The organism is Nitrospira sp. M1, assembly GCF_965152605.1.
Map to the genome: position 1 here is coordinate 3,983,437 of NZ_OZ224217.1, position 22,248 is coordinate 4,005,684.

Annotated in this window: 21 protein-coding genes; 6 read left to right on the forward strand and 15 right to left on the reverse strand. The window is 48.9% G+C overall.

The window, feature by feature from the left end; translation table 11 throughout:
* Window positions 1–2: 2 nt before the first annotated feature.
* From ACWHX8_RS17835 to ACWHX8_RS17845, 3 genes are all read right to left on the reverse strand, one after another.
* Entirely contained in the window at window positions 3–1,091 is a 1,089-nt protein-coding gene (locus ACWHX8_RS17835) for an efflux RND transporter periplasmic adaptor subunit (RefSeq protein WP_447969485.1), read from the reverse strand.
* Between the two features lie 10 nt (window positions 1,092–1,101).
* Window positions 1,102–1,734 (reverse strand): TetR/AcrR family transcriptional regulator, encoded by a 633-nt coding sequence (locus ACWHX8_RS17840; protein WP_447969486.1) that lies wholly within the window; start codon window positions 1,732–1,734, stop codon window positions 1,102–1,104.
* Window positions 1,735–2,042: 308 nt separating this feature from the next.
* Window positions 2,043–2,651, reverse strand: a complete 609-nt coding sequence (locus ACWHX8_RS17845) for a DUF502 domain-containing protein (RefSeq protein WP_447969487.1) — start codon at window positions 2,649–2,651, stop codon at window positions 2,043–2,045.
* Window positions 2,652–2,905: 254 nt separating this feature from the next.
* Here ACWHX8_RS17845 and ACWHX8_RS17850 point away from each other — a divergent pair, with 254 nt between their 5' ends.
* Complete coding sequence (locus tag ACWHX8_RS17850) at window positions 2,906–3,172, forward strand: hypothetical protein (RefSeq protein WP_447969488.1); 267 nt, start codon at window positions 2,906–2,908, stop codon at window positions 3,170–3,172.
* 14 nt (window positions 3,173–3,186) lie between these two features.
* Here the strand turns inward: ACWHX8_RS17850 and ACWHX8_RS17855 are convergent, their stop codons facing one another.
* The 4 genes from ACWHX8_RS17855 to ACWHX8_RS17870 all read right to left on the reverse strand — a co-directional run bounded on the left by ACWHX8_RS17855 (window position 3,187) and on the right by ACWHX8_RS17870 (window position 8,655).
* Window positions 3,187–4,449: a trypsin-like peptidase domain-containing protein gene (locus tag ACWHX8_RS17855; protein WP_447969489.1), complete on the reverse strand. Its 1,263-nt coding sequence runs from the start codon at window positions 4,447–4,449 to the stop codon at window positions 3,187–3,189.
* Window positions 4,450–4,511: 62 nt separating this feature from the next.
* Complete coding sequence (locus ACWHX8_RS17860; RefSeq protein WP_447969490.1) at window positions 4,512–6,224, reverse strand: SUMF1/EgtB/PvdO family nonheme iron enzyme; 1,713 nt, start codon at window positions 6,222–6,224, stop codon at window positions 4,512–4,514.
* Window positions 6,221–7,774 (reverse strand): toll/interleukin-1 receptor domain-containing protein, encoded by a 1,554-nt coding sequence (locus ACWHX8_RS17865; protein ID WP_447969491.1) that lies wholly within the window; start codon window positions 7,772–7,774, stop codon window positions 6,221–6,223. Before ACWHX8_RS17865 ends, ACWHX8_RS17860 begins: the two co-directional genes overlap by 4 nt.
* A gap of 20 nt (window positions 7,775–7,794) precedes the next feature.
* On the reverse strand, window positions 7,795–8,655 hold the full coding sequence (locus ACWHX8_RS17870; RefSeq protein ID WP_447969492.1) for a hypothetical protein: 861 nt from the start codon (window positions 8,653–8,655) through the stop codon (window positions 7,795–7,797).
* Window positions 8,656–9,141: 486 nt separating this feature from the next.
* Between ACWHX8_RS17870 and ACWHX8_RS17875 the strand changes: the two genes are divergently transcribed.
* Both ACWHX8_RS17875 and ACWHX8_RS17880 read left to right on the forward strand, forming a co-directional pair.
* Window positions 9,142–9,324, forward strand: a complete 183-nt coding sequence (locus ACWHX8_RS17875; protein WP_447969493.1) for a hypothetical protein — start codon at window positions 9,142–9,144, stop codon at window positions 9,322–9,324.
* Complete coding sequence (locus ACWHX8_RS17880; RefSeq protein ID WP_447969494.1) at window positions 9,321–9,752, forward strand: type II toxin-antitoxin system VapC family toxin; 432 nt, start codon at window positions 9,321–9,323, stop codon at window positions 9,750–9,752. Before ACWHX8_RS17875 ends, ACWHX8_RS17880 begins: the two co-directional genes overlap by 4 nt.
* Before the next feature lie 8 nt (window positions 9,753–9,760).
* On the opposite strand, the gene ACWHX8_RS17885 is transcribed toward ACWHX8_RS17880, so the two are convergent.
* The 6 genes from ACWHX8_RS17885 to ACWHX8_RS17910 are packed head-to-tail and all read right to left on the reverse strand — an operon-like array spanning window position 9,761 to window position 15,880.
* Window positions 9,761–10,759, reverse strand: coding sequence for a formylglycine-generating enzyme family protein (locus tag ACWHX8_RS17885; protein WP_447969495.1), 999 nt, complete (start codon window positions 10,757–10,759; stop codon window positions 9,761–9,763).
* Between the two features lie 7 nt (window positions 10,760–10,766).
* The gene (locus tag ACWHX8_RS17890; protein WP_447969496.1) at window positions 10,767–12,359 is read right to left on the reverse strand and encodes an efflux transporter outer membrane subunit; all 1,593 of its coding nucleotides are present in this window, start codon (window positions 12,357–12,359) and stop codon (window positions 10,767–10,769) included.
* Complete coding sequence (locus tag ACWHX8_RS17895) at window positions 12,356–13,318, reverse strand: efflux RND transporter periplasmic adaptor subunit (protein ID WP_447971933.1); 963 nt, start codon at window positions 13,316–13,318, stop codon at window positions 12,356–12,358. Before ACWHX8_RS17895 ends, ACWHX8_RS17890 begins: the two co-directional genes overlap by 4 nt.
* Window positions 13,318–14,058, reverse strand: coding sequence for an ABC transporter ATP-binding protein (locus tag ACWHX8_RS17900; RefSeq protein ID WP_447969497.1), 741 nt, complete (start codon window positions 14,056–14,058; stop codon window positions 13,318–13,320). The genes ACWHX8_RS17895 and ACWHX8_RS17900 overlap by 1 nt, the downstream gene beginning before the upstream one ends.
* Window positions 14,058–15,191, reverse strand: coding sequence for an ABC transporter permease (locus ACWHX8_RS17905; RefSeq protein ID WP_447969498.1), 1,134 nt, complete (start codon window positions 15,189–15,191; stop codon window positions 14,058–14,060). The genes ACWHX8_RS17900 and ACWHX8_RS17905 overlap by 1 nt, the downstream gene beginning before the upstream one ends.
* Window positions 15,188–15,880 (reverse strand): TetR/AcrR family transcriptional regulator, encoded by a 693-nt coding sequence (locus tag ACWHX8_RS17910; protein WP_447969499.1) that lies wholly within the window; start codon window positions 15,878–15,880, stop codon window positions 15,188–15,190. Before ACWHX8_RS17910 ends, ACWHX8_RS17905 begins: the two co-directional genes overlap by 4 nt.
* A 376-nt stretch (window positions 15,881–16,256) precedes the next feature.
* Here ACWHX8_RS17910 and ACWHX8_RS17915 point away from each other — a divergent pair, with 376 nt between their 5' ends.
* Both ACWHX8_RS17915 and lon read left to right on the forward strand, forming a co-directional pair.
* Window positions 16,257–16,658: a CBS domain-containing protein gene (locus tag ACWHX8_RS17915; protein WP_447969500.1), complete on the forward strand. Its 402-nt coding sequence runs from the start codon at window positions 16,257–16,259 to the stop codon at window positions 16,656–16,658.
* Window positions 16,659–16,854: 196 nt separating this feature from the next.
* Entirely contained in the window at window positions 16,855–19,263 is a 2,409-nt protein-coding gene (gene lon, locus ACWHX8_RS17920; protein ID WP_447969501.1) for an endopeptidase La, read from the forward strand.
* Here lon and ACWHX8_RS17925 read toward each other — a convergent pair.
* Both ACWHX8_RS17925 and ACWHX8_RS17930 read right to left on the reverse strand, forming a co-directional pair.
* Window positions 19,238–19,819 (reverse strand): NlpC/P60 family protein, encoded by a 582-nt coding sequence (locus tag ACWHX8_RS17925; protein ID WP_447969502.1) that lies wholly within the window; start codon window positions 19,817–19,819, stop codon window positions 19,238–19,240. The two genes, lon and ACWHX8_RS17925, sit on opposite strands and share 26 nt — an antisense overlap.
* Window positions 19,806–20,288 (reverse strand): hypothetical protein, encoded by a 483-nt coding sequence (locus tag ACWHX8_RS17930; RefSeq protein WP_447969503.1) that lies wholly within the window; start codon window positions 20,286–20,288, stop codon window positions 19,806–19,808. The genes ACWHX8_RS17925 and ACWHX8_RS17930 overlap by 14 nt, the downstream gene beginning before the upstream one ends.
* Window positions 20,289–20,546: 258 nt before the next feature.
* Here ACWHX8_RS17930 and ACWHX8_RS17935 point away from each other — a divergent pair, with 258 nt between their 5' ends.
* Window positions 20,547–22,133 (forward strand): YjgN family protein, encoded by a 1,587-nt coding sequence (locus ACWHX8_RS17935; protein ID WP_447969504.1) that lies wholly within the window; start codon window positions 20,547–20,549, stop codon window positions 22,131–22,133.
* Window positions 22,134–22,248 lie beyond the last annotated feature (115 nt).

Consider the following 22,248-nt stretch of genomic DNA (forward strand, 5'->3'; position numbering starts at 1 on the left):
GATTACCCTTCGGCTTCCAATATACGAACGGCTTGCCCGGGAAGCAGACGTTCATTCCCTTCCACGACCACCGTCATTCCAGGTTCAAGATCGCCAGCCACTTGGACAACCTCATCCAAATGAAGTATGGGATTCACAGGAATCTGTGAGACTTGTCCATCGTTGACGAGATAAATAAACTCTCGGCCACCTCGTAATACTAACGCATCTTTCGGGATGACGAGCGCATCATAGGCCGCCCCCACCTGTAAGGTTACACGAGCAACCATTCCACTTTTGACAGACAAGTCTGCGTTGGGTAGCTCCACGTTAATCGGAAAGGTTCGTGATGCTTGGTCGGCTTGCGCAACGACCGAAAAGACTCGTCCTTTGGCTTGAAGATCTGGCAGGCCATCAAACACCGCCGAAACAGGGTCATTGACCTTCACATCTTTGATATATCGCTCAGGGAGTGGCACTTCGAGTTGCACACGAGACATATCGACGATCTCGACGACTTGTCCTCCTGCAGACACCCACTGCCCCACTTCCGTGAACTCTTGAGTGATCCATCCGTCAAAAGGGGCAACAATACGCGACTTCTGTAATTGATCACGAACTTGCTGAATCTCCGACTTCAACTGGATAACCCGTTGTCCCAGTGCACTTTCCTCAGTAATCGCATCATCGTATTCTTTCTGGGTCACCAGTTCTTTTTCAAATAATACATTCACACGTCGAAGATCTTTTTTCGCCTGTTGATAGCGTGTGCGAGCTTCATGATGAGACGCTTCGGCAGAATGAAGTCGAATCGTCAACGTATCAGTACGAAGCCGAGCCAACACCTGACCTCGCTTCACCACCATACCTTCTTCAACAGGGAACGCATGCACCAACCCGGCAACTTCACTTGCCACCAAACTACGACGCCACGGCTTCGCAGACCCCACCAGCGACACGGAACGCTGGACTTCTTGCATCACGACTGTCGCCACGCGAACCGGAGATGGTGGACGCCCCTGAGGCGGTTGGGCGGCTTGCTGTTCGCTACAGCCCGTCAGCATGGCCAATGCGAACACGGAAAATATGAGTGGTCGTATGCGTATGCTCAAGATAGTCAGCTCACTTTTTTTTAGAAGGCTTCTCAATACCATTGAGAAATAAATTCCCAAGGAGTTTCCCTTTACTCTCAAGTGACTCCTTTGGATTCGATTGTAAAACCCATACATACATGGTTGAATTCAGCATGCCATGAAAGGCTAATGAAACAGCTTCAGGATCAACTTGCTGCAACTCTCCTTGGCGTATTCCTTGGCGCACGAGATCAGCAACCAACGTAATTTGCGCGAGATAGCACTTCCAAATACGATTGCCAAACGCGCTTTTCACCGTCCACTCAAACCCGCTCCATTCAGACACATAAATACGGAAAAAGTCTCTATTCCGGTCGGCAAAGGCCAATTTCACCTGAATCACAGCACGAATTTTCTCAAGAGCCGTGTCTGCTTGAACCATCTGCGTTTCTAGCAACCGAAGCAACTCCTCACTCTTGGCTTCCATAAGTGAGATATAAATTTCTTCTTTGCTCTTAAAAATTCGATACACCGTCCCCATCGCAAACTGAGCCGCACTGGCAATTTCTGCCATACTCGTTTTAAAAAAGCCATGCTTAGAAAACAGATGTTCCGCGGCACACAGGATTTCTCCCCTTCGTGCCTCAACTTCACGTTGTTTTCGTTGTGAACGTTGATCCATAACAATATACCAGAATCATAATTCTATTATATGAGTGCCTATTCTACAATATAGAATAGGTATTCACATGAATCTGATCGGTGAACACAACGACCTAACTTGAGGATAAACTAAAGACCCACTATATATGGTAGGGCATGAGGCTATTCATGTATCAGAAACTTGTGGAGATAATGGGACAATCTGCATTCAGACGAATGAGGATGACTCTATACCTGGGGAGGGAAACCAAACACGACGACCTCGCAAAGCCAAGAATTGGCATGTGGCCGCTTCAACTCACCTTACTGAGGCCTCGCAACAAGAATTTACACGGATGGGGAACCTTCCATTTGGGGACCTCCGGAAACGCCGCCGGAAACAATAAACGCCATGACATCGGAACTGTCGGCTTCTAAAGGCCGAACTTGATCTTTGGGAAACACCAACAGGTTTCCCGCAAAGTTATAGGACTGCGGAAAATACACGGCCACATGATCAAAGAGACCCAGAAACTCCATATTGCTCCGCGTGACGAAACCCACGGCCTCCGCATGGCCATCCGGCGTGAGGGTCACGATCACCGGCTGATCGAACCGGCGCTTCTCCCCCATGAACGCGGCAATAAGATCTTTAATAGACGTATAGAGAAGTTTCACAAATGGAGCTTTGGTGAGCATTTGTTCCACAAAATCAAAAATCTTTTGCACAAACACATTCGAGGCAAATCGACCGGTTAAGGCTATCAAGCCAATCGTGACTAAGAATCCGACTCCTGGAACAGGGATATTCAACCACCCATCAATGGTCTCGAAAACAAAGTAGACGACTGACGTCGTGACCACTAAGGGAACGAGAATGAGAAGACCTTCAAAAAAGTTTCTCGCTAAATCGTTCATCGTGATATTTTTCCAAAATGCTGGTCTATCCCATTTCATGAGTCTTCACCCTCCACACATAGATGATAAATCTGCAATTATTCGTAAAACCGATGATGAATCCCTCCACTGACCAGGGGAATACACCTCACCTTCGTAGACTCTAACGAACGCATCAAACCGATACAAGCCACATGACAGGCTCTTTTCAAGCATCACTCTTCAGAGGTTACAGGAAGGGAAGTGATGCGATACAATGCACACGCAAGACACGCACATGGTATTGATTTACTGTATGAAGAAGGGAACTGATTATGGCGACGAGCGGAACAAGTCCTGGGCAATCTACACCTCAATCCAATGATCCAGCAGCGGAAACGGAAATATTAAATGTGGTCGTGCAACGAGACGGACAAAAAGTCAGTACGAAATGGGGTCTCCACCCCAACTTGAAAGATGAGCTCAAACCCGAAGAGTGGAAAGAGCTCACGGAAATCATGGGAAAGGTGACGACGATTGTGGGAACTCGATTTTCGAAAGTCTTAGGAGAAGCAGAAGAACGAACTGCTGGAACAGCCTAATGCGTTAATCCTGGCTAGGGACAACCTTCGTCAAGGGGACATTTATGTAATGTTAAAGGGACTGTCTGGCCAGTTGAAAAATCCTGATAGGCGCCTTGAATGGAACTTCCATCGTCAGACACAACACCCTGAGATCTTCCAGTCGTCCCTAAAATCGTGGAGTAAAAAAGATTCAGGACGTTGCCAGTAAGCTGCCCTTCACCTTGCGCCGTCACCGATGATCCATACAGGCTCGTTGTCATTTCTTTCATCACCACATGTTCACCGGTTTGCTCAAACACATACGAGAGGGTTGGCTCCTCCGGTGTACGCCACGTACCTGAAATATTCAACATACGCCCCTGTTTCAGCGTAGCGTGGAGCGAACGAGACTCCCCAGGATAAACTTCGATATTCTTGGCCCATGGCGTAAATCCATCTTTTCGCACAACAATCTCATACTCATCGGGATCCAGATCCTTCAGCGTCAACGAGCCTTGTGTCGTTGTTCCTACGATGACATCATCAATCAGAACATCAGCATTATCAGGAACGCTATGGATTGTGAGTGACGCGTTCTTGGCGTGCGTTGAAGATGATGGCGGCGTCACCGGTCCATCAACATCCTGACTCACGGGCGGCCAACGCGAGAGAATGCCCCAATTTTTGGCCAACCGGCCAACGCGGGACGCAGGAACGCCATAACTAAAAGCCCCTTGATTCTCCATGACCACACCAACCACATGTCCATCTAAAAAAATGGGACCTCCAGAATTACCTTCATCAATCGTTCCCGATAACGTCAGATACTCACCCTTCCATCCAGAAACCCGCCCGCTTGTGACGGCCCACGGAGTCTCGACAAATCGAGGAAATCCGATAAAGTCAACAGATTCTCCCCCATTGAGCGCATCACTTGTCCCCCACTTCAATGTCGCAATGCCTTCCGGCAGACGTCCAGTCACCCGCAACACCGCTAAGCCACGTGGATTCTCAACGATTGACTGCATAGCCGTAATTTCAGCGGAAAAGGTCCGTAATTTATCAGGATAGAAGAGCACATTCATCTTGGGACGAGGGGCCTCCGCATCCTCAATCACATGCGAGGCCGTAATGATATAGGCTTCGCTGTCGGCATGGCGGATAATAAAACCCGTACCAATTTTTCGCTTTCCATTTTCGAACTCCGACGTAATATTCACCACACCCGCCTTCAGCGGTTCAAAGGCGACGGCACCCACTGTCGCAGGAAGTCCAACGATCAGACACAATAGCGCATGATGGAATCGCATCCACATCACTCACCTCACGAACTGCACGAAACACCACAGGCTCTGCCCTAAGATGACCTCTCCACTCCTCATGGCTTCTCTACACCCTGAGCACAACGAAATCCGGTTTGATCATCGGAATCTTCGGGAGCTTGATGCGCTCGAACTTTTAATTCCTGATACGCATACCAAGACCCGCCGCGCTTCACCCTTTCAGCTCCCGTGGCAGGACCAGGAGGATTGCGTTGAGGGCTTTCCTGATAATAGCTGGGGGCATACCAATCATTCGTCCACTCCCAGGCATTGCCAGCCATATCGAAGAGTCCCCAAGGATTTGCCTTGCCGGCGCCAACCAACGCCAACCGGGCAACCCCATCATCAAACGATTCAAATTCAGTCTCTTTCTCAAAAGTTGCTTGATAGACTGTATCAGGAAGATTCCCAACCTGTTCACGAGGGACTTGATCGCCCCACCAGTGTTTCGTCACGGTTCCAGCCCGTGCGGCATACTCCCATTCAGCTTCACTTGGTAGCCGTTTGCCAGCCCATTCGCAATATGCATTGGCATCAAACCACGAAACTTGCACGACCGGATGATGAGGCAAGACGTCTGTCCCGTCCTGGGATTTCCCTAACGGTCGCTGCCAGTCTGCTTCCTCTACCGTCTCTGCTTCCCACGACTTTCCGAAAAAAAATGTTGCGGCTTCGATAACAGCTGTTTGCCGTCCTTTGGTTTCGACCGTACTACTATATCCCGTATCCTTGATAAACTTTTTAAACCGTTCAACCGTGACTTCATAGATGTCTAAATAAAATGTGTCGAGGGTAACAGTATGCTGAGGCGCATAGTCGGCATTCCTCGCCTGAACACAAAACTCAACTTTCACGATGGAATCCCATTCGCATACGTCATCGGGACGTGTGCCCATAAAAAATGTCCCCTCTGGGATTAACACCATTGAGCCCCCATCCTTTCCGTCAATCGTGCCTGGAACATCCGTGACCGATTCGCCAGGCGGAAGATTGAGAATCACATCCTTTTCTGGTTCTATTCTACGAGTGGACGATTCTGTTGCAATATCCGACGACGGTTCCTCTTTCGGAAGTTTTGCAAGGGGCATCCCCGACCCTTCTTCTAGTGAAATTCCCCAACCACGCAATGCCACTTTTGCAATGACGACAGGCACCGCATACACATACCCATCCGTCACTTCGGTCACGACACCGATTACACGATCATCTTGAATCACCGGCCCTCCGGAATTGCCTTCACTAGCCTTTCCTGAAAGTATTAAGTCCTGCCCCACTTGCCCGGTCACCACTCCACGCGTCACGGCCCAGGGCACAGGAGGAAGACGAGGAAAACCGATTAAGGTCACATCTTCTCCGGCGTGAGACCCAATTGCCTGATCAAATAACAACGGTTGCACTCCAGTCGGCAAAGCCGGGGCCTGAACCATTAACACGGCTAACCCCTTTGGATTCCGGGAATCCAACCCAATAATTTCACCAGGAAATTTTCGATTCGGTTTGCCATGAAACGATATCTGCGGAGCCGGATCTCCCTCAATCACATGCGATACCGTAACGATATACGCAACCTTTCCGTCCGTCTTCACAATAATTCCCGATCCTACGCGACTCCGGCCCTCCAGTGTCGACGTTATTTTCACGACGCCATCTTTCAATCCATTTAAGTCATCAGCCAATACCTCCCCCATTCCAGGAACAACGAACAACAACCCCATCACACCAACGAGATACCACGCCCCGCACTTTCTCCACGAACTTGCACGTTTCATAACGTACCACCTTTCAACAACCGCCACCCAGCGAATGTCGTCGGCACCATCCAGACAACGACACCGAGTAATGCCAAGACGTACGGCTGCCCGGTGATATAGTCGAATGCCGTGATTCGATGATCAACATTCCGTGTTGCCGTCCCGGTTTTCAGTTTATGCGCCAATCCATCAAAACGTACATGCATGGTCTGCGAGGCTCCATCAAACGTCAGCGATTTTATTTCAAATACATCTTCGTCATCAAACGACAAGTAATCTGGAGCAGCAAACTCAATCGGCTCAAATTCATCGCCTTGCCTATCATAGTTGATCGTCCCACGTAGACTTTCAGGGCTCACTGGATTTCCGTTTTTCCCTTGTTCCAGAAAATCCATTCCACGAATCAACAAGGTTCCGGTGGAAAAGAGTTTCACGTCACGGTCTGCTGGAAATCCCAAAATAAGCAGGACGCCGGTCTCAATACCCTGAATTTCAAATGATGGCGCATTCGCTCGTAATGTCACTCGTGCCGTCAGGGAATCTTCTGTCTCGGCAAACGCAGGAAGTTGTGCCCCTCCAATCGCTACATGATCTAAGATAAGCTGCGTCGTACCGTCAGGAGTGAACGTCAATTGGGTTGTGGGACTTGTGATACGGATAGCCAATGACGCATCCTGCCCAGTACCAACAGCCATTTCCAGCATGGAATCAGAAGGAACACGCACAGCATCAATCGTGCCAATAGTCGTGGATGTCCGCGCAATATCTTCGAATGTCACGTCACTATCAGACGACTGACTGTTTACTAACGCAACCATGCTCTCAAGTCCCGTCAGATCGCGCCAAGCGCTTTCCAGAAATCGATCTGTTTCAAAATCATATTCAGACGGATCAGCAACTGTGAACATTGTTGGACCAAAACGAATAGAAGAAAACTGCTGCAGCGTCATCCACTTGGGCTTAAGATCATCAGTAAGGTACTGAGCGCCCTTCATATCACTGGTCGTGAACATCAGGCGATTGGTCGTAAGGTCGACATGGACAGACGTTGGAATACGCCAACTCATGCTTGCCGCAGCAACCGCAACAACGACAATAGTCGGAAACAGCAGCCAGAAGACTCCCACACTCCATTTCTTGGGAGGTGCAAGAGCCGCCGCCGCATGCGCTTTCTCCGGCTGGCCCAACATCCTCGCAATCCCCTGCACCAAACGCGCAAAGCCATCATGAGGTTCCGTCACATCCCAATCAATGAGCGATACCGTCTGGACACGACGAAAGGCCAATGGGATTTCAACGGATTCGAATAGGACCGGAATCAAGTTTTGCCGTTTTCGACCTTCAGCAGCCTCGTTCCGCACCCAATCGGAATCCGCCGACGTTTTCGTCCACACGACGATGACACATTTTGCATCGTTCAATGCGCCCTCAATGACTTTATCCCACGTCGTCCCTGGAGGAATATGGTGATCCCACCAGACAGAAAACCCTTGCGCCTCAAGCGCGTGGGCAAGAGTTTCGACTCGTGAGCGATCCTGACTTGAGTAACTGAGGAAAATGTCACTCATCAATGAACATAGGCGTAACGTTATCGAACAGGCGGCGTGGGCTGATGATAAAATCGAATGGTCTGAGCCTTAATACCTTCGTTTGTGTTCAGGAAAAATCCCGTAATGACTAACCGATAGTCCCCTGGCGCTGCCTGCGTCGCATCCCACGTAATGGTAAACGGACGCCCTCCACGTTTTCGGCGAAACACTTGCGTATCGATGGGTTCGTCATCACCCTCCTTGAAGATCTTGCAAAAGAGTCTCGCATCCCCTCCGGTTTTCAACGTGAAACGGTAGCCATTGATAATGTTAGGAAGTTGAGAATGGAAAAGTATGGCAGGAAGGATCCGTTCCGTTGCTGAGGGCGTCTCTCTGTTAAGACGAGCCACAACACCAAGGTCATACAATCTGAATGAGTCGCTGAGTTGCCGCAACACGGTCCCAGTCTCCCATTCAAAACTATTGTATGTTCCAGCTTTCCAAGAAGCCATTTCAAGGTTCACACGATCCAGCCAGTAGTAATATCGGTAATCCAACTCTCGCACGGTGAGAAAGACATCTGCTGCTTGCGGGGTATAAAATCGGAGTTTCACTTTTGCAGGAAACGTATCGCTCATCTCCTGATAGTCAACAAGCACGGAAATCAATTCGATGTCATACCCGGAAACCGGCTTGGGTTTAATCCCTTCATACCAGCTCCCACGGTTTTGATATTGCAACTCGACCTGAGCAAACAGGGTGCTGAATCCAAAGAAAATAAGAATACTGCTCAGCAGCCCTATTCCTAAGAACCGATAGTTGCTGATGTTGCGTGCATGACACGCGGCCCCACTCCTCATTGCGCTTACCACAAGAACACCTTTTTTCAAATATTGACGAGAACGAATTACGGTACCCATAGCATCCACCAATACAACTTCCTCAAAATTCTTACAAGAACGGTAGGTGTTCGCTTCAATGTGCCAGCATAAACGCAGTCTACCGCGTATTCACAAATGAATCCAGAGGGTTTTCTAGTTGACCCCACGCTTGCATATGATCGTACTAAAGGCCAGCACCAACTGAGACATCTCACGTAGTGGATTCTAAAATATGGCAACGTGGCATTCTATCGATTCGGTAGAACTATCGGCGATACGGAAGCAAAAAACGCAGAATGAGACGTACCGGTACAGAGGACTATTGAAAAGAGTAAGTGATGAGTACGGAGTGCTGAATGATGAATTTCAAAAAACCAAGGATTAAAGCAGGGAGGTGAGTGGAAAGGGCTGAATTTACACCCAGTTGATTGGCGTATCGACCTTCCAGTTCAGAGGAAGTGGAGCATCAAAATCATCAGCAATATATTTCACAATCCCTTTTGCACCTCCAAACGAGGACAACCAGTGGCCGGATTGCGTCCATTGACGTTGAAAGGTACAAAAGAAGAAGTGCGATTGAGCGAATTGGTTGCGACAGGAAAGATTTCTCGAGCATCTTTCAACTCATTACAAACATTTAAACCCATTCGGATAAAAGGAGGCCCTCTATCTAAGACGATTCTCGAAGATCGACAGGATCGACTGTGACTCGGTATTTTGATGCCAGCGCATTGGCAAAACGATATGTCCATGAAACAAGAAGTCAACAGATGGGTCGCTTGCTATCAGAAAGTCACTGTGCCACTAGCCGTTGTACAGAAGTCGAAGTGGCTTCAGCCTTAGCTCGACGCACACGAGAAGGCACATTAACCATTCGAGAACGAGATCGCGCACTCGGTGCATTACAACAAGATATAGCAGCATTCTATGTTGTCGAAATGAGTTCTGACGTGACGGCCCAGGCTATCGAGTTACTCACACAATATCGCTTACGCGGGCCAGATGCCATTCAACTTGCTTCTACCCTGTATCTACAGAAACACTTACACGACACCCTTGAGCTCGTGGCCTTTGATCAGCAACTTGTCGAAATCGCTGTTCTTGAAGGACTAAAAGTGTGGAGCGCAAAGCGATAAAACTAAAATCATGAAACTCCACCACGACTTCCTCCTTCTTTATCATGTTGCTCTACATCTTTCGCACAGCGAATGCCATGTGCGGCATTTCGTGATGTTGAGTGATTGAAAATTCGTACTCCCGTACCAAGAAATTCAGGAGACGTGGACCATGAACCACCGCGAAGAACTTTAAAATGTCCGCTTGAGGGTCCTTGAGGGTTCTTCTCTGGACTCTGAGCATAATATCCTTCAGCATACCAGTCGCTTACCCACTCCCAGGCATTCCCAATCATGTCATACAGACCCCAGGCATTCGGGCTAAATTTCCCCACAGGTGCTGTTCGGACATACTGATCATCGTACGACTCAAGAATCGGCCATGGTCGCTCTGGAAATTCACGTTTGTGCGTGGTATCAGCCACATTTCCAACACCATGCAATGCAGATTGCGGTGTCCCCCACCAGACGTTCTTGTTCGAACCAGCACGAGCGGCATACTCCCATTCCGCCTCGGTGGGTAAGCGTTTACCAACGCTCTCACAATACTGCTTGGCATCTAACCAGGAGACAGTCACAACAGGATGACTTCCCCGTCGAGATGCAAAGACGCTGTCCTGGCCTTCCGGCTTTCGCCACCAGGCTTCAGGCACTTCCGTCCATCGATGCCCTTCGACATAGGCCCAAGCCTTTCCTTGCTTCTCTGCGGTGGTCTTATACCTATGCAATTTCGCAAATTTTCGAAACTGCCGATTCGTCACTTCATAGGTATCTAAAAAAAACGCATCCAAAGATACCCTATGCTGAGGATATTCATCGGCACTCCCTTGTGCATTTGGAGATCCCATCTCAAACACCCCCGCCGGAATCAACACCATATTGGGGGGAGTCACATGTTGCAAAGAGAGGCCTTGGCTCCCTTGCGCTGCTGAGGCCTCAGACGTTGTCAGGAAGAGATGCAACGACACGAAAGAAAAGATCAGCAACATCGTGATTGCACGGAAGAGCGTGGTTGTGTATCGAATCATGTAGAACTCATCGCTTTGCACTCGTCACGTTCAATGTATCCACACTCTCCCATCCTCCCCCGACGGCCTTGTAAAGAGCAACCATCTCGGTGAGACGAGCGCGTTCCGTTGCGACTAATGACTGTTCGGCACTCAACACACTTCGTTGTGCATCCAAGACATCCAGAAACGTCACCAGCCCTTTTCGATACCGAATCTCAGCAAGCTCACGCGCTTCATTGGCCGCAGCAACTTGGATGCCTTGATACTTCAATTGTTCGCCACGGGTTTGCAGAGCGACAAGAAGATCGGCTACTTCGCGAAAGGCATTAAGAATCGTTTGATGATACTGCTGTAACATTCGCTCGTAGCGAACTTCCGCGATTTCTAAACGCGCCACGTTGGTTTTTCCTAAAAAAATAGGAAGCGTGACAGAAGGCCCAATGCTCATCGATCGACTAGCCCAGTTAAACCATTGATCAAACTCGCTAGTTTGAAAACCCCCATTACCCGTGATACTCAAGGAAGGGAAAAAATACGCCCGGGCTTCACCAATTCTTGCATTTGCCGCAATGAGTGACTGTTCAACTTGGACAATATCGGGACGACGTTTTAAGAGATCAGAAGGCAGTCCCACCGGAATCCGAGGTTGCGTCAAGACATTCCGAAGTGGATTGTTTTCAAGATCAAGTGAATTCGGCTGAGAACCAGTGAGAACTTCAAGGTGATGGGCTTGAACGGCTCGCAGTCGATGAAGTTCAGGAATTTGCGCGGCACTCTCAGCTACAAGAATTTCCGCCCGCTTCACATCAAGATCCGAAATCAATCCCGCATCGGCTCGAGTTCTCAGTAAATTCAAGGAATCTTGGCGAAGGAGAAGATTTTTTTGCGCAATGTCAATTTGTTCATCCAACTCGCACAGTCGAAAATACGATTCACCCACATCACTAATGAGCGAAAGCACAATCCCTCGGCGTTCCATCTCCAAGGCTTCGGCATCGGCTTCGACGGCCTCGAGACCTCGGCGAATCCTCCCCCATAAATCTAATTCCCAACGCAGATCGAGCAGGGCATTCCACACATCAAAGTTGGCACCAGGCGGCGCAAAACCTTCGGGCGCCCCACTGGTGGGATTCACTAAAATCGTTTCAGAACGACGGTTTCGACTGTAGGCGCCATTGACATTCACTTGCGGATAGAGTCCAGCTCCAGCGGCAGTCGTCAATGCACGACCTTCCATGACACGAAAGCTCGCCTCTTGAATATTATGATTACTTGTCAATGCAAGATCGATCAGCCTGGACAGTTCGTCGCTTTGAAACGCCTCCCACCAATTGGCTTCGGGAATGCTAGAAGATGTTGCTATCGAAATTTCCTCAACTCCATCATCTTCAAACGCGAGGGATTGCCAATCCTTTGGAACATCAACAACCGGCTGCTGGTACTCCGGGCCCACAAGGCAGCCAGTGAGGCTGAGAATTACGAGAACGAGAATCATTCGTACGACGAGAGACAGAGGACGGGAAACAAAAGGCGTGAAATGTGAAGGGTGAAGGGTGAAGCGAAGGTCGTGAAGCGCGAAACGTGAAGCGTGAAACGTGAAGCGAAAAAGAGGATTCATTTCGATGTTTCCTGAACTACGTTCTTGGAAGCTTGAGAACGTTCGATAAAGACATCGACTTGCTGTCCTACATACACCGGAAATCCTGGCTTTTCGAATTGATAGATCACCTGCAACACGCGCGTATCGACTCGCTCCCGATTATCTCCCGTGAGCGATCGCTTCGGAACTATGTACGGTTCAATACGAGTAAATGTGAGAGGAATTGAGCGCTCAGTTGAACCTTTGAGATAGGCAACGGCTGAACTATTTGGCTTGACCAATGGGGCATTGACCTCATCAATATCGGCTCGCACCTGCAAGCTATCGGTGTCGCCCAGCAGAATATAAGGGTCCTGCGCTCCAACCATCGCATATTCGCCCGCTCGAATATTCACCTGCAGAATCATTCCGGGTCTCGGAGCACGGACCGTTAACCGTTCCAATAAAATTTGAACTTCATCCCGCTGAGTTCTTGCCAGACGGACATCAGCCTTGGCTCGAATGAGCGCACGCTTCGCCCCTTCGACTTCATGCCATTTTCGTTGAATATCATCTTGACTGACCGCACGGCGATCTTCGACTGCCTGCAATCGTCCCAATTGATCCATCAGATCTTTTAAGCGAATTTTTTGTTCCTCGATGCGAGCGATGGTCGATGGTATTGAATCCTGTCGAGTCTGAAGTTGTGCACGCAACTCACGATCATCAAGTTGGAATAAAGATTGGCTCTGCGTCACATGATCACCAACTTGGACATGAACCTTGGTCACCAGACCAGACACAGGCGGCGCAATTCGGACATTTTCATTCACCGCTTCAATAATCCCCGATGCGGCAACCGTTGATGCATACGGATTTCGCGGCGGCTCTTCTAAAGGCGGGGGCGCAGGAGGAGTATCACGTGCCCCCCATAACGTCGTCACCGTCAAGATGACGCCGCCGATCGCAATCCAAACACTCAATCGCCTAAAAATCATCACGTAGATTCACCATTCACATGTTGCACTTGATCAATCTGCCCATCTTCCATATGCACGATACGGTCTCCAAATTCAAAAATTCGTGAATCATGCGTGACGATAATCACGGCACGATTCGAGCGCCGACCAATACGTTGAAGCTGCTCAACGACTTTATGACCCGTTTCCCCGTCTAAGCTTGCCGTCGGCTCATCGCAAAGCAGTAAGCGCGGGTCTCCAACGAGAGCTCGTGCAATCGCCACCCGCTGCTGTTCACCACCAGACAATTTGGATGGCAATGACTGCATACGTTCACCCATTCCAAGCTCCGCAAGTATGCCCTCTGCGGTTTGAAGCGCTTCCTTTTTGGGTACACCTCGGATGAACAAGGGAACAGCCACATTTTCCGCCGCAGTTAAGGTAGGCAATAAATTATACTGTTGAAACACAAAGCTTAAATAGTCCCGGCGAAATTGCGTTTTCGCCGCAGCCGACAAATTTGTGATTGATTGCTCAAGAATGGAGAGCTCCCCTTCATCGGCATCGAGGATACCGGCGATAACTGAGAGTAATGTGGTTTTCCCGCTTCCGGACGGTCCTACCAGCAACAGCACTTCCCCCATAAACACATCCAGGTCGACTCCCTTGAGAACAGAGATTCGTGCGTTCCCCTCGCCAAAGCTTTTGCACAACCCTCGCGCCGTGACAAGACTGGTCTGGATTCCATCGGGGAGCCTGGTAATCGCCTGAGTCATCATCAACCCCGAAACACAATGGCCGGCTCTAGTTTGGCTAATTTGCGAATGCTAATGGCACTCGACAAACTACAAATTCCCAATAGCGCAACGAATACTCCACCTAATAAGGGCCAGGTCTCGACAAACGGTAACTGCTCATTACTCGCCGCGGTCAGGCCAAAGATGGTCGCTAACCCAACACCGATTCCATACCCGATGAACCCGACCAAAAAACTTTGCAGGAGAATCATGCGGGCTAGCATCCCTGTGCTCGCACCAATGGCTTTGAGTGCCCCAAATTGTCTTAAGTTTTCTACCGTAAAGAGATAAAACGTCTGCCCTGAAATGGCCATACCCACGATAAAGCCCAACAAGACCGTTGTTCCAAAATTGACTCCGATGCCAGTATTTTTCAACACCCAGTGAATGGTCTTCCACGAAAACTCTTCGTCCGTAAACGCACCCAACGCCGTTTCAGCTTCGATTCGTCTTGCCAGGGATTCCGGCGACACACCCGAAATGGGCTTGGCGATGACATACGACAATTTTCGTCGCTCTGGCGGCGAATAACTCAGGGCGCGTTCATAGGTTGTATAGACAAACGGTATGTTTTGAAAACTTTTTTGGGTATCGGCAATGCCAACAATCCGGGCCTTACGATCGTTTATCTCAAACACCGTCCCTAATTTGATCACATCTGGTCCACCTAACCGCTCTACGGCCCATTGATCTAACACCACCGTATCCGGCGAGCGCAGTTCTTCAATGGACCCTTCGAAAACCGTATGAGGACGCCCCAGCAATGTCGCAGCATCTAACCCCACCAAAGAGATTTGCTGATAATTTCCATCGGCTAATCGGGCACGCTGCACACCTTTATACAACGGCACCGCCCATTCAACTCCAGGCACACTTCTCACAATCGTCACGGCCGTATCCGCTAATGGCTTCACCTCATCAACCTGATTGATATTGGGATCCGTTACCCAGACTGGCGCATTGATGTTGCTAATGCCGGATTGCGAGTACATCATAAGTCCCCAAAAGATGGAGCCCTGCTGCACAATGAGCATGGTCGAAAAAGTAAGTCCTGCCAACAACATCAAATACTTTGCCCGATCACCAAACAGCATTTTGAGGGCCACGAAATTCATACGCGCTTTTTTCTCCGTGACGATCGAGATCGTATAGGTGAAACATCCTGAAGCATTCCCGTGGGAATCTTTCCCACTCGCAAGCCATCTAAAAAAATGGAAACAAATGTATCTTCGATCTCTTGTGATTTTTGCTTCACGGGCAGATGAAATAATTGGCTTAAGAGACGATGGTAGATCAACATACCCATGAATGCCCGTGCTGCAAGAAGTGGATCAACGGAACGAAAGGCTCCATCTCGAATTCGTCGATCAATATAGCTAGACAAAAAATCATAGAATACACGGACATGGTTTTGGAAAAACATATCAGACAATTCATGCTCCTCAAGCGCACTGAACAACAACAACCGCATTAACTGAACATCTGGTTCCTTGCGCACTATTGACTTGGCAATACAAGAAAACACTTTGACGTCATGTTGCTCGTCCGCGAACGTCTTCAGTTCAGCAAGAATTGATGGGATAGGACATTGATCCTCTAGAATGGCCGCATACAAATCTTTTTTTGAGGGAAAATGTTTAAACACCAAGGCTTCGCTTACGCCGGCGTGTTCGGCAATGACTTTCGTTTTTGTCCCAGTAAAACCCTTCGCGGCAAAGAGCCTCGCCGCCGAGGCGATAATGCTCGCCTTTCGTTTCGCCCCTGAAATTCGAGGCGAAGGGCCATTAAGAGAAGAAGGTTTCATAGAATATTATTTGGTAAGTAAGTACTTACCAAAGAGGATAAAACTCGGGGGTAAAGTTGTCAATACGCACGCCAGTCATCGACTCCACAGTTCATGCCTAAACGATCGAACCGCCCTAAGCCATCACATCAAATAAACAGAGAACACATTGAACAACTGGGCATATTCCGACCAAAGGTCACCGATTTAGCTCAGCCCCCACCCTAATCTCAATCGCAACATGAGAAAAGCGATAACGCTCATCGGGTGCTACAATACACCTAACTCCAGAACATGATACGACAATTTTGGTCTGAATAGGGGTCATGCTCCATGGACATGAGCGACACATTCATCCGTTCCATGAAGATCCACTCACTTCTCAAGGGGAGTCGCTATGGCAAAGTTAGCTGATGTGATGATCACGAATCTCAAAACCATCTCTTGTACATCCTCTGTCTTTGATGCAGCAAAACTGATGAGAACAGAGGGTATAGGCTCTCTGCTCGTTGAGCGTACAGGGAAATTACTTCGCGATCCGAACTCGAAAATTGTCGGCTTGGTATCTGAGACAGATATTATTCGCAAAGTTGTAGCTGACGATAAAAATGTACATACCACGAATGTTGAATCAATTATCACATCCCCAATGATTACCGTAGAATCGACATGGCCGATTGAAGAAGCATACGACATGATGAAGCAACAGGGCGTTCGATATCTTCTGGTCACAGAATCCGAAAATGTCGTCGGACTCATATCGTTACGAGATATTCTCGTGCACTTGAAAGAACGATGATCTCGCATATGTCTCACATGAAACATATTTTCACACTGATCGCCCTGAGAGTATGTACCTGTCGATCGCAGGAGAGACGTAGACGAGGGTTGACTCTTTGTCATTCATGACTATCTGTGACAGGACGAAATCAAAACGATAAACGACGATCACTTAATTATGCAGTGCCAGCAAGGAACATACCAAGGAGCACACGATGAGCGATGAAGACATCATCACAAGCCTGCCGGTTGTTCCGGTGAAACGAACCGTGTTGTTTCCGGAAACACTGGTCCCATTTACTATTGGCCGCTCCCGCTCCATTGCTGCCGTAGAAGCAGCCATGAACAGCGAAGATAAAGCCATTCTGTTTTCAGCTCAGCGCGATTTTGAACAAGAAGATCCAAAGTTTGAAGATTTATATCAAATCGGCACAAAAGCTCTCATTAAACAAATGGTGAAAACGGCAGAAGGTCATCTGAATATCTTAGTACAAGGCGTCGACCGGATGGTGCTGTTGAAAATGGAAGAAAGTGACCCGTATTTCATTGCACGAGTTCGCCAGTTAGGCATTCCTACGGATTCAAGCCACGAAATCGAAGCCCTGCATCGCGCCCTGCTCGATCTTGTCGGTGAACTCACCAACCTCATGACCAATGAAGGCGTCTCGGAAATTGTGAGCGTCTTGCGTGCGGAAAAGAATCCTCTCTCGGTAGCCTATCGGTTAGTCCCTCTTCTCAATATGAGCGTCGATCAACTACAGGCTTTATTAGAGGAATCGCAACTCACTGATATTCTTCGAAAGGTCTATGCGGCCTTATCGCACGAACTCCAGATCCTCAAACTTCGCCACCAAATAGCCAGTCAGGCTCAAGCTGAAATAGGAAAATCTCAACGAGAGTATTTTCTTCGTCAGCAACTCAAAGAAATCCAACAGGAACTGGGTGAGATGGAAGGCGAACATGAAGAAGGCGATGTCGCTCACCTGAAAAAACGTATTGAGGAAACCGAACTGCCCGAAGCCGTCAAGACAGAGGCCACACGTGAAGTCAAACGCCTGGCCAAACTCCCACCGACGGCTCCCGACCATCAAGTCATTCGTAGTTACCTGGAACTCGTCCTTGAGCTTCCCTGGACAACGACGACTGAGGATAGCCTTGAATTATCTCACGTTCGAACTGTCCTCGATGAAGACCATTACGGCATTCCGGACGTGAAAGAACGCATACTTGAGCATTTGGCCGTTCTGAAACTCAATCCAGCAGCCAAAGCCCCGATTGTGTGCCTAGTCGGACCGCCAGGAGTTGGCAAAACGAGCTTAGGGCAATCAATTGCGCGCGCACTCAATCGAAAATTTGAACGCATCAGCCTAGGCGGCCTTCACGATGAAGCGGAGTTGCGTGGACATCGACGCACGTATGTCGGAGCCATGCCTGGACGAATTATTCAGGCACTTCGACGTGCTGGCTCCAATAATCCTGTGGTCATGCTCGATGAGGTTGACAAGGTTGGAAGAGATTTTCGCGGAGATCCGGCGTCTGCACTGTTAGAAATTCTTGATCCGTCTCAAAACCATACATTCCGGGATAATTATCTAGACCTCCCGTTTGACCTCTCGAAGGTCATCTTCATTACGACGGCTAACACGCTGGATTCAATCTCGAGACCCTTGTTGGACCGTATGGAGGTCATTCGATTGCCAGGATATAGCCAACAGGAAAAACTGGAAATTGCCATTCGCTACCTATGGCCGCGTCAACAAAAAGAGGCTGGGCTGACAGAGCAAGAAGTGACGTTGCACGAGGATGTCCTTCCATACATCATCAATCGATATACGAGGGAGGCTGGCGTCCGGCAACTCGAACAGCAACTGGCAAGACTGACACGAAAAGTTGCGCTTCGCCTTGCAGAACGCTCCCCTGACCAGGTGCCAGAACCAATCAGCATTCCCAAAGCCGAGCTTTCTGAAATGCTGGGGGTAGAACGCTTTATGCCTGAAGAAGGCCGGAAAGAACTTCCCGTCGGCGTCGCCACGGGGTTAGCTTGGACCGAGGCCGGCGGCGACGTCCTGTATGTCGAAAGTACACTGCTTCCGGGAGGCAGCGACTTAACCATTACGGGACAAATTGGTGATGTCATGCAAGAGTCCGCTCGAGCGGCTCGAAGTTATTTGTGGTCCAGAGCTGAGACCATGGGACTTGCCATCTCCTTATTCAAACGAAATGGCCTTCATATCCATGTTCCCGAAGGTGCCATACCCAAAGACGGACCTTCTGCAGGGGTGACCATGGCGAGCGCGCTCGCCTCAATATTTTTGCGCATTCCTGTTCGACAAGATACAGCGATGACTGGAGAAATCAATCTCAGCGGACTGGTCTTACCCGTTGGCGGAATTAAAGAGAAAATTCTTGCGGCTCATCGCGTAGGCCTTCGACGTATTCTATTGCCAAAAGCCAATGAAAAAGATCTCAAGGACGTCCCCGAGCAAGTCAAGCACGATATCACTGTCGTATTTGTGGAAACAATTGACGAAGTCCTCCGTGAGGTCCTCCAGACAGCCCCGCCCCTCAAGAAGGTGGTCTCAACACCTAAGGCAACAGCTAAGACTGCTCCAATCCAACATTAGCGAAATTGCGATTGGTAGATTCAGGGATGAGTGTCGCAGAAGATGAGTGCGTTTCGACTCGTTTGGCTTTCCAATATTTTTTCGACCAATAGAAATCATCTAAACTTGACATCATGACTCCACGGCTTTTTGAGGCATGGATAAATTGTCGCCCTTCAACAAAAATTCCTACATGCCTGGTCTTGCGTCCCGTTTTAAAAAAGACTAAATCTCCGGGCCTCAGATGACGTTGGGCAACTGGTTGTCCTACATGAGACTGCTGAGCCGTGGTCCGTGGTAATGTAACGCCAAAGTGAGACTGGTAGGTGAGGTACACAAATCCTGAGCAATCGACACCGTCCTTGCTCAGCCCGCCATAATCATAGTCCACATCATTCCATTCATCTAATTGCGCATACAATGACCGCTTCACCGCGTCCTCATTCGAGAGCATGACCGTAGTTGTTGATGCATGGATGCTGACGATGGGATTTGTCGCATGCCGTGGAGCACTTTGGCACCCAACGACAGACAACACAATCATGACACCCACAAGGTGAGTCTTAATGATGTTCATCAGAATTTTTCTTCATCATATCAACTGGACGTCGTGTGAGAGTAAAAGTCCCCCCTGGCTCCAAGGGATTATGAACCTGTTCAATACGAGTATACCACCAACGCCCCGTGGCAGTGAAAAGATCTTGGCCTAATTGTATTTCAAAGCCTCCTTCCCGGTCATTTTCTCGCTGAGACCATGTGCCTTTCCATGTTCGGCCTTCTACACTGGTCGTTGTAAACTGACCGTCCTTCCACTCATAGACCCCGTTCCCTTTCTCATCAAATGTTAACGGGTAGACAACATTGCTTTCTTCATATTCCCATACGCCCGCCAGATCTCTTACATGAATCGGGACAAGGTCTTGTTGATGTGGCAGATTTCGTATCTCCGGTGATATTGCAGACTGAGAGACGCACCCCCATGCACTGACGAGAAGGACAAGCAACAGCATCCCCCATCCATGCCTCCACCCCCTACTTATTTCCACATCCACATTTCTCATTATTGTCTTTCATCGGCATCACCAACCTCATAGCTAATACCTAAGCCATATCTACGCATTTACACGCAATGCTTTCTTCCAACTTCCACGAATCAAGCCCACTCAAAAATCAAACATCAGGCATCCGTTCATTTAGGTTTTCGCGTGTTCTTGCCGATACATCGTTAGATTCAAACATGTCTGAACACTCATGATCAATATATTACCTTACACCACTTTGACGTGAAGACAAGGAAGACCGACATGGATGCGACAACAGAACTGACGTGCCCGGAGTGCGGTGAGCGTCAAACTCAAACGGATGAATGCATCTCATGTGGAGCCGGACTATTCAGTCTGGAGGAAGATGTTCCAGTCATAACGGGCGAGAAAACCACCTCAGCACCCTGGCCATCATCGTCGTCTTCCACGACTCCATCGGCATTCGCAGCAGCGACGGAACCGGTTCTGAATACACAGCCCCCGGAAAGTCATACGCCGACATCAATAGAGGACAGTCCTCAAGTCGAAGAACACTCGCAAGTGGGGAACCAATCAACGACGACACCGGACTGGCAGCCAACAACCATGAGCGTTGATCCTCCAGTGATTGCGACGGCACACGCATCATCAGAAAATGGGCAACAACAAGACAACCCCACTCATTCAGAAGCATTGCTCACGATTGAACAGACAGAGTCTATCGAAAATCCTGATTCAAGTCATGTTGATGAGGAGTCAAACGACGAACCGCCAATCCCCATCGCCCCTACACCAGAACATCCAATTTCCTCAGATCGAATTCGACACCCTGTGTTCTGGGGAAACGGACGATCACTTTTTGGCATATTTATCGTGAATAGCTTTCTCACCATCATCACACTCGGAATCTATTCTTTCTGGGGACGAGCCCGTGTACGAGCATTTCTGAACAGCCAAACCAGCTTTGCCAGCAGTAGGTTTGCCTATCATGGTACAGGAAAAGAACTGTTTACGGGATGGATGAAAGCCATGCTGGTCTTCGGCATTCCCTACTTGTCGTTAAGTGCGCTTCCATTTTTCTGGAAACAAGTGCCTCCGTATATTCCACAAGGCATCGCCGGACTGCTCTTCCTTTGTTTCATCCCCGTCGCCGTCGTCGGTGCGCACCGATACCGCATGAGCCGAACGTCCTTACGGAATATTCGCTTCTCGTTTCGCGGCACCGTATCGGACTATACCAAGCTCTGGCTGAAAGGCTCTGTTCTCACCGCGCTCACACTTGGACTGTATTATCCATTCTTTGAAAATGCTCGACGACATTACTTGATCACACATTCTCAATTCGGCAGCCAAACCTTCGACTACGAGGGAACCGGCAAGGACTTATTTGCGATCTACACCAAATCGGCCGTGCTCTATCTCATGACCATCACACTTGCAAGCAGCATAGTCCTGGCTGTGATTACCGTGTACCTTTCCATGCCACTGTCTGACATGACAACACTCATGTTTGCGTCAAGCGCTCTTCCATTTATCGCCGGGATCGGGCTCATCGTCCCATGGTTTTACCTGCAAGCTGCCCGACAATGCTTTTTCTGGAATCATACAATATTCGGCGAGGCTCGATTCTTTTCAACCGTGACCGCGTGGAAAATTTTCGAATTACGGCTGGGACATCTCTTTCTTCTGGTCAGCACATTAGGAATGGCGTGGCCATGGGTTCAAGTTCGTAACCTGCAGTTCTTTTATTACTACACAGAACTCGACGGTCCCCTCGATCTTCATCTCATCGAACAAGATGCCTTAGATGCTTCTCCAACGGGAGAAGAGTTAGCAGGATTCTTCGATACCGGATTCGACCTCGGCTAGGAACATACAAGACGCATCTCGTTGTTCGTGAAGCGTACGTCGCTCAAACTAAGACAAGAAGAATAGGCTATAGCGAATCCAAATACGTTCCAAACGGAAACATACAACTATAGCG

Coding starts and splice junctions, on each gene's coding strand:
- ACWHX8_RS17840 (WP_447969486.1), bottom strand. CDS start 1,734: ATGGATCAACGTTCACAACGAAAACAACGTGAAGTTGAGGCACGAAGG.
- ACWHX8_RS17845 (WP_447969487.1), bottom strand. CDS start 2,651: ATGAAATGGGATAGACCAGCATTTTGGAAAAATATCACGATGAACGAT.
- ACWHX8_RS17850 (WP_447969488.1), top strand. CDS start 2,906: ATGGCGACGAGCGGAACAAGTCCTGGGCAATCTACACCTCAATCCAAT.
- ACWHX8_RS17855 (WP_447969489.1), bottom strand. CDS start 4,449: ATGTGGATGCGATTCCATCATGCGCTATTGTGTCTGATCGTTGGACTT.
- ACWHX8_RS17860 (WP_447969490.1), bottom strand. CDS start 6,224: ATGAAACGTGCAAGTTCGTGGAGAAAGTGCGGGGCGTGGTATCTCGTT.
- ACWHX8_RS17865 (WP_447969491.1), bottom strand. CDS start 7,774: ATGAGTGACATTTTCCTCAGTTACTCAAGTCAGGATCGCTCACGAGTC.
- ACWHX8_RS17870 (WP_447969492.1), bottom strand. CDS start 8,655: ATGGGTACCGTAATTCGTTCTCGTCAATATTTGAAAAAAGGTGTTCTT.
- ACWHX8_RS17885 (WP_447969495.1), bottom strand. CDS start 10,759: ATGATTCGATACACAACCACGCTCTTCCGTGCAATCACGATGTTGCTG.
- ACWHX8_RS17890 (WP_447969496.1), bottom strand. CDS start 12,359: ATGAATCCTCTTTTTCGCTTCACGTTTCACGCTTCACGTTTCGCGCTT.
- ACWHX8_RS17895 (WP_447971933.1), bottom strand. CDS start 13,318: ATGATTTTTAGGCGATTGAGTGTTTGGATTGCGATCGGCGGCGTCATC.
- ACWHX8_RS17900 (WP_447969497.1), bottom strand. CDS start 14,058: ATGATGACTCAGGCGATTACCAGGCTCCCCGATGGAATCCAGACCAGT.
- ACWHX8_RS17905 (WP_447969498.1), bottom strand. CDS start 15,191: ATGAATTTCGTGGCCCTCAAAATGCTGTTTGGTGATCGGGCAAAGTAT.
- ACWHX8_RS17910 (WP_447969499.1), bottom strand. CDS start 15,880: ATGAAACCTTCTTCTCTTAATGGCCCTTCGCCTCGAATTTCAGGGGCG.
- ACWHX8_RS17915 (WP_447969500.1), top strand. CDS start 16,257: ATGGCAAAGTTAGCTGATGTGATGATCACGAATCTCAAAACCATCTCT.
- lon (WP_447969501.1), top strand. CDS start 16,855: ATGAGCGATGAAGACATCATCACAAGCCTGCCGGTTGTTCCGGTGAAA.
- ACWHX8_RS17925 (WP_447969502.1), bottom strand. CDS start 19,819: ATGAACATCATTAAGACTCACCTTGTGGGTGTCATGATTGTGTTGTCT.
- ACWHX8_RS17935 (WP_447969504.1), top strand. CDS start 20,547: ATGGATGCGACAACAGAACTGACGTGCCCGGAGTGCGGTGAGCGTCAA.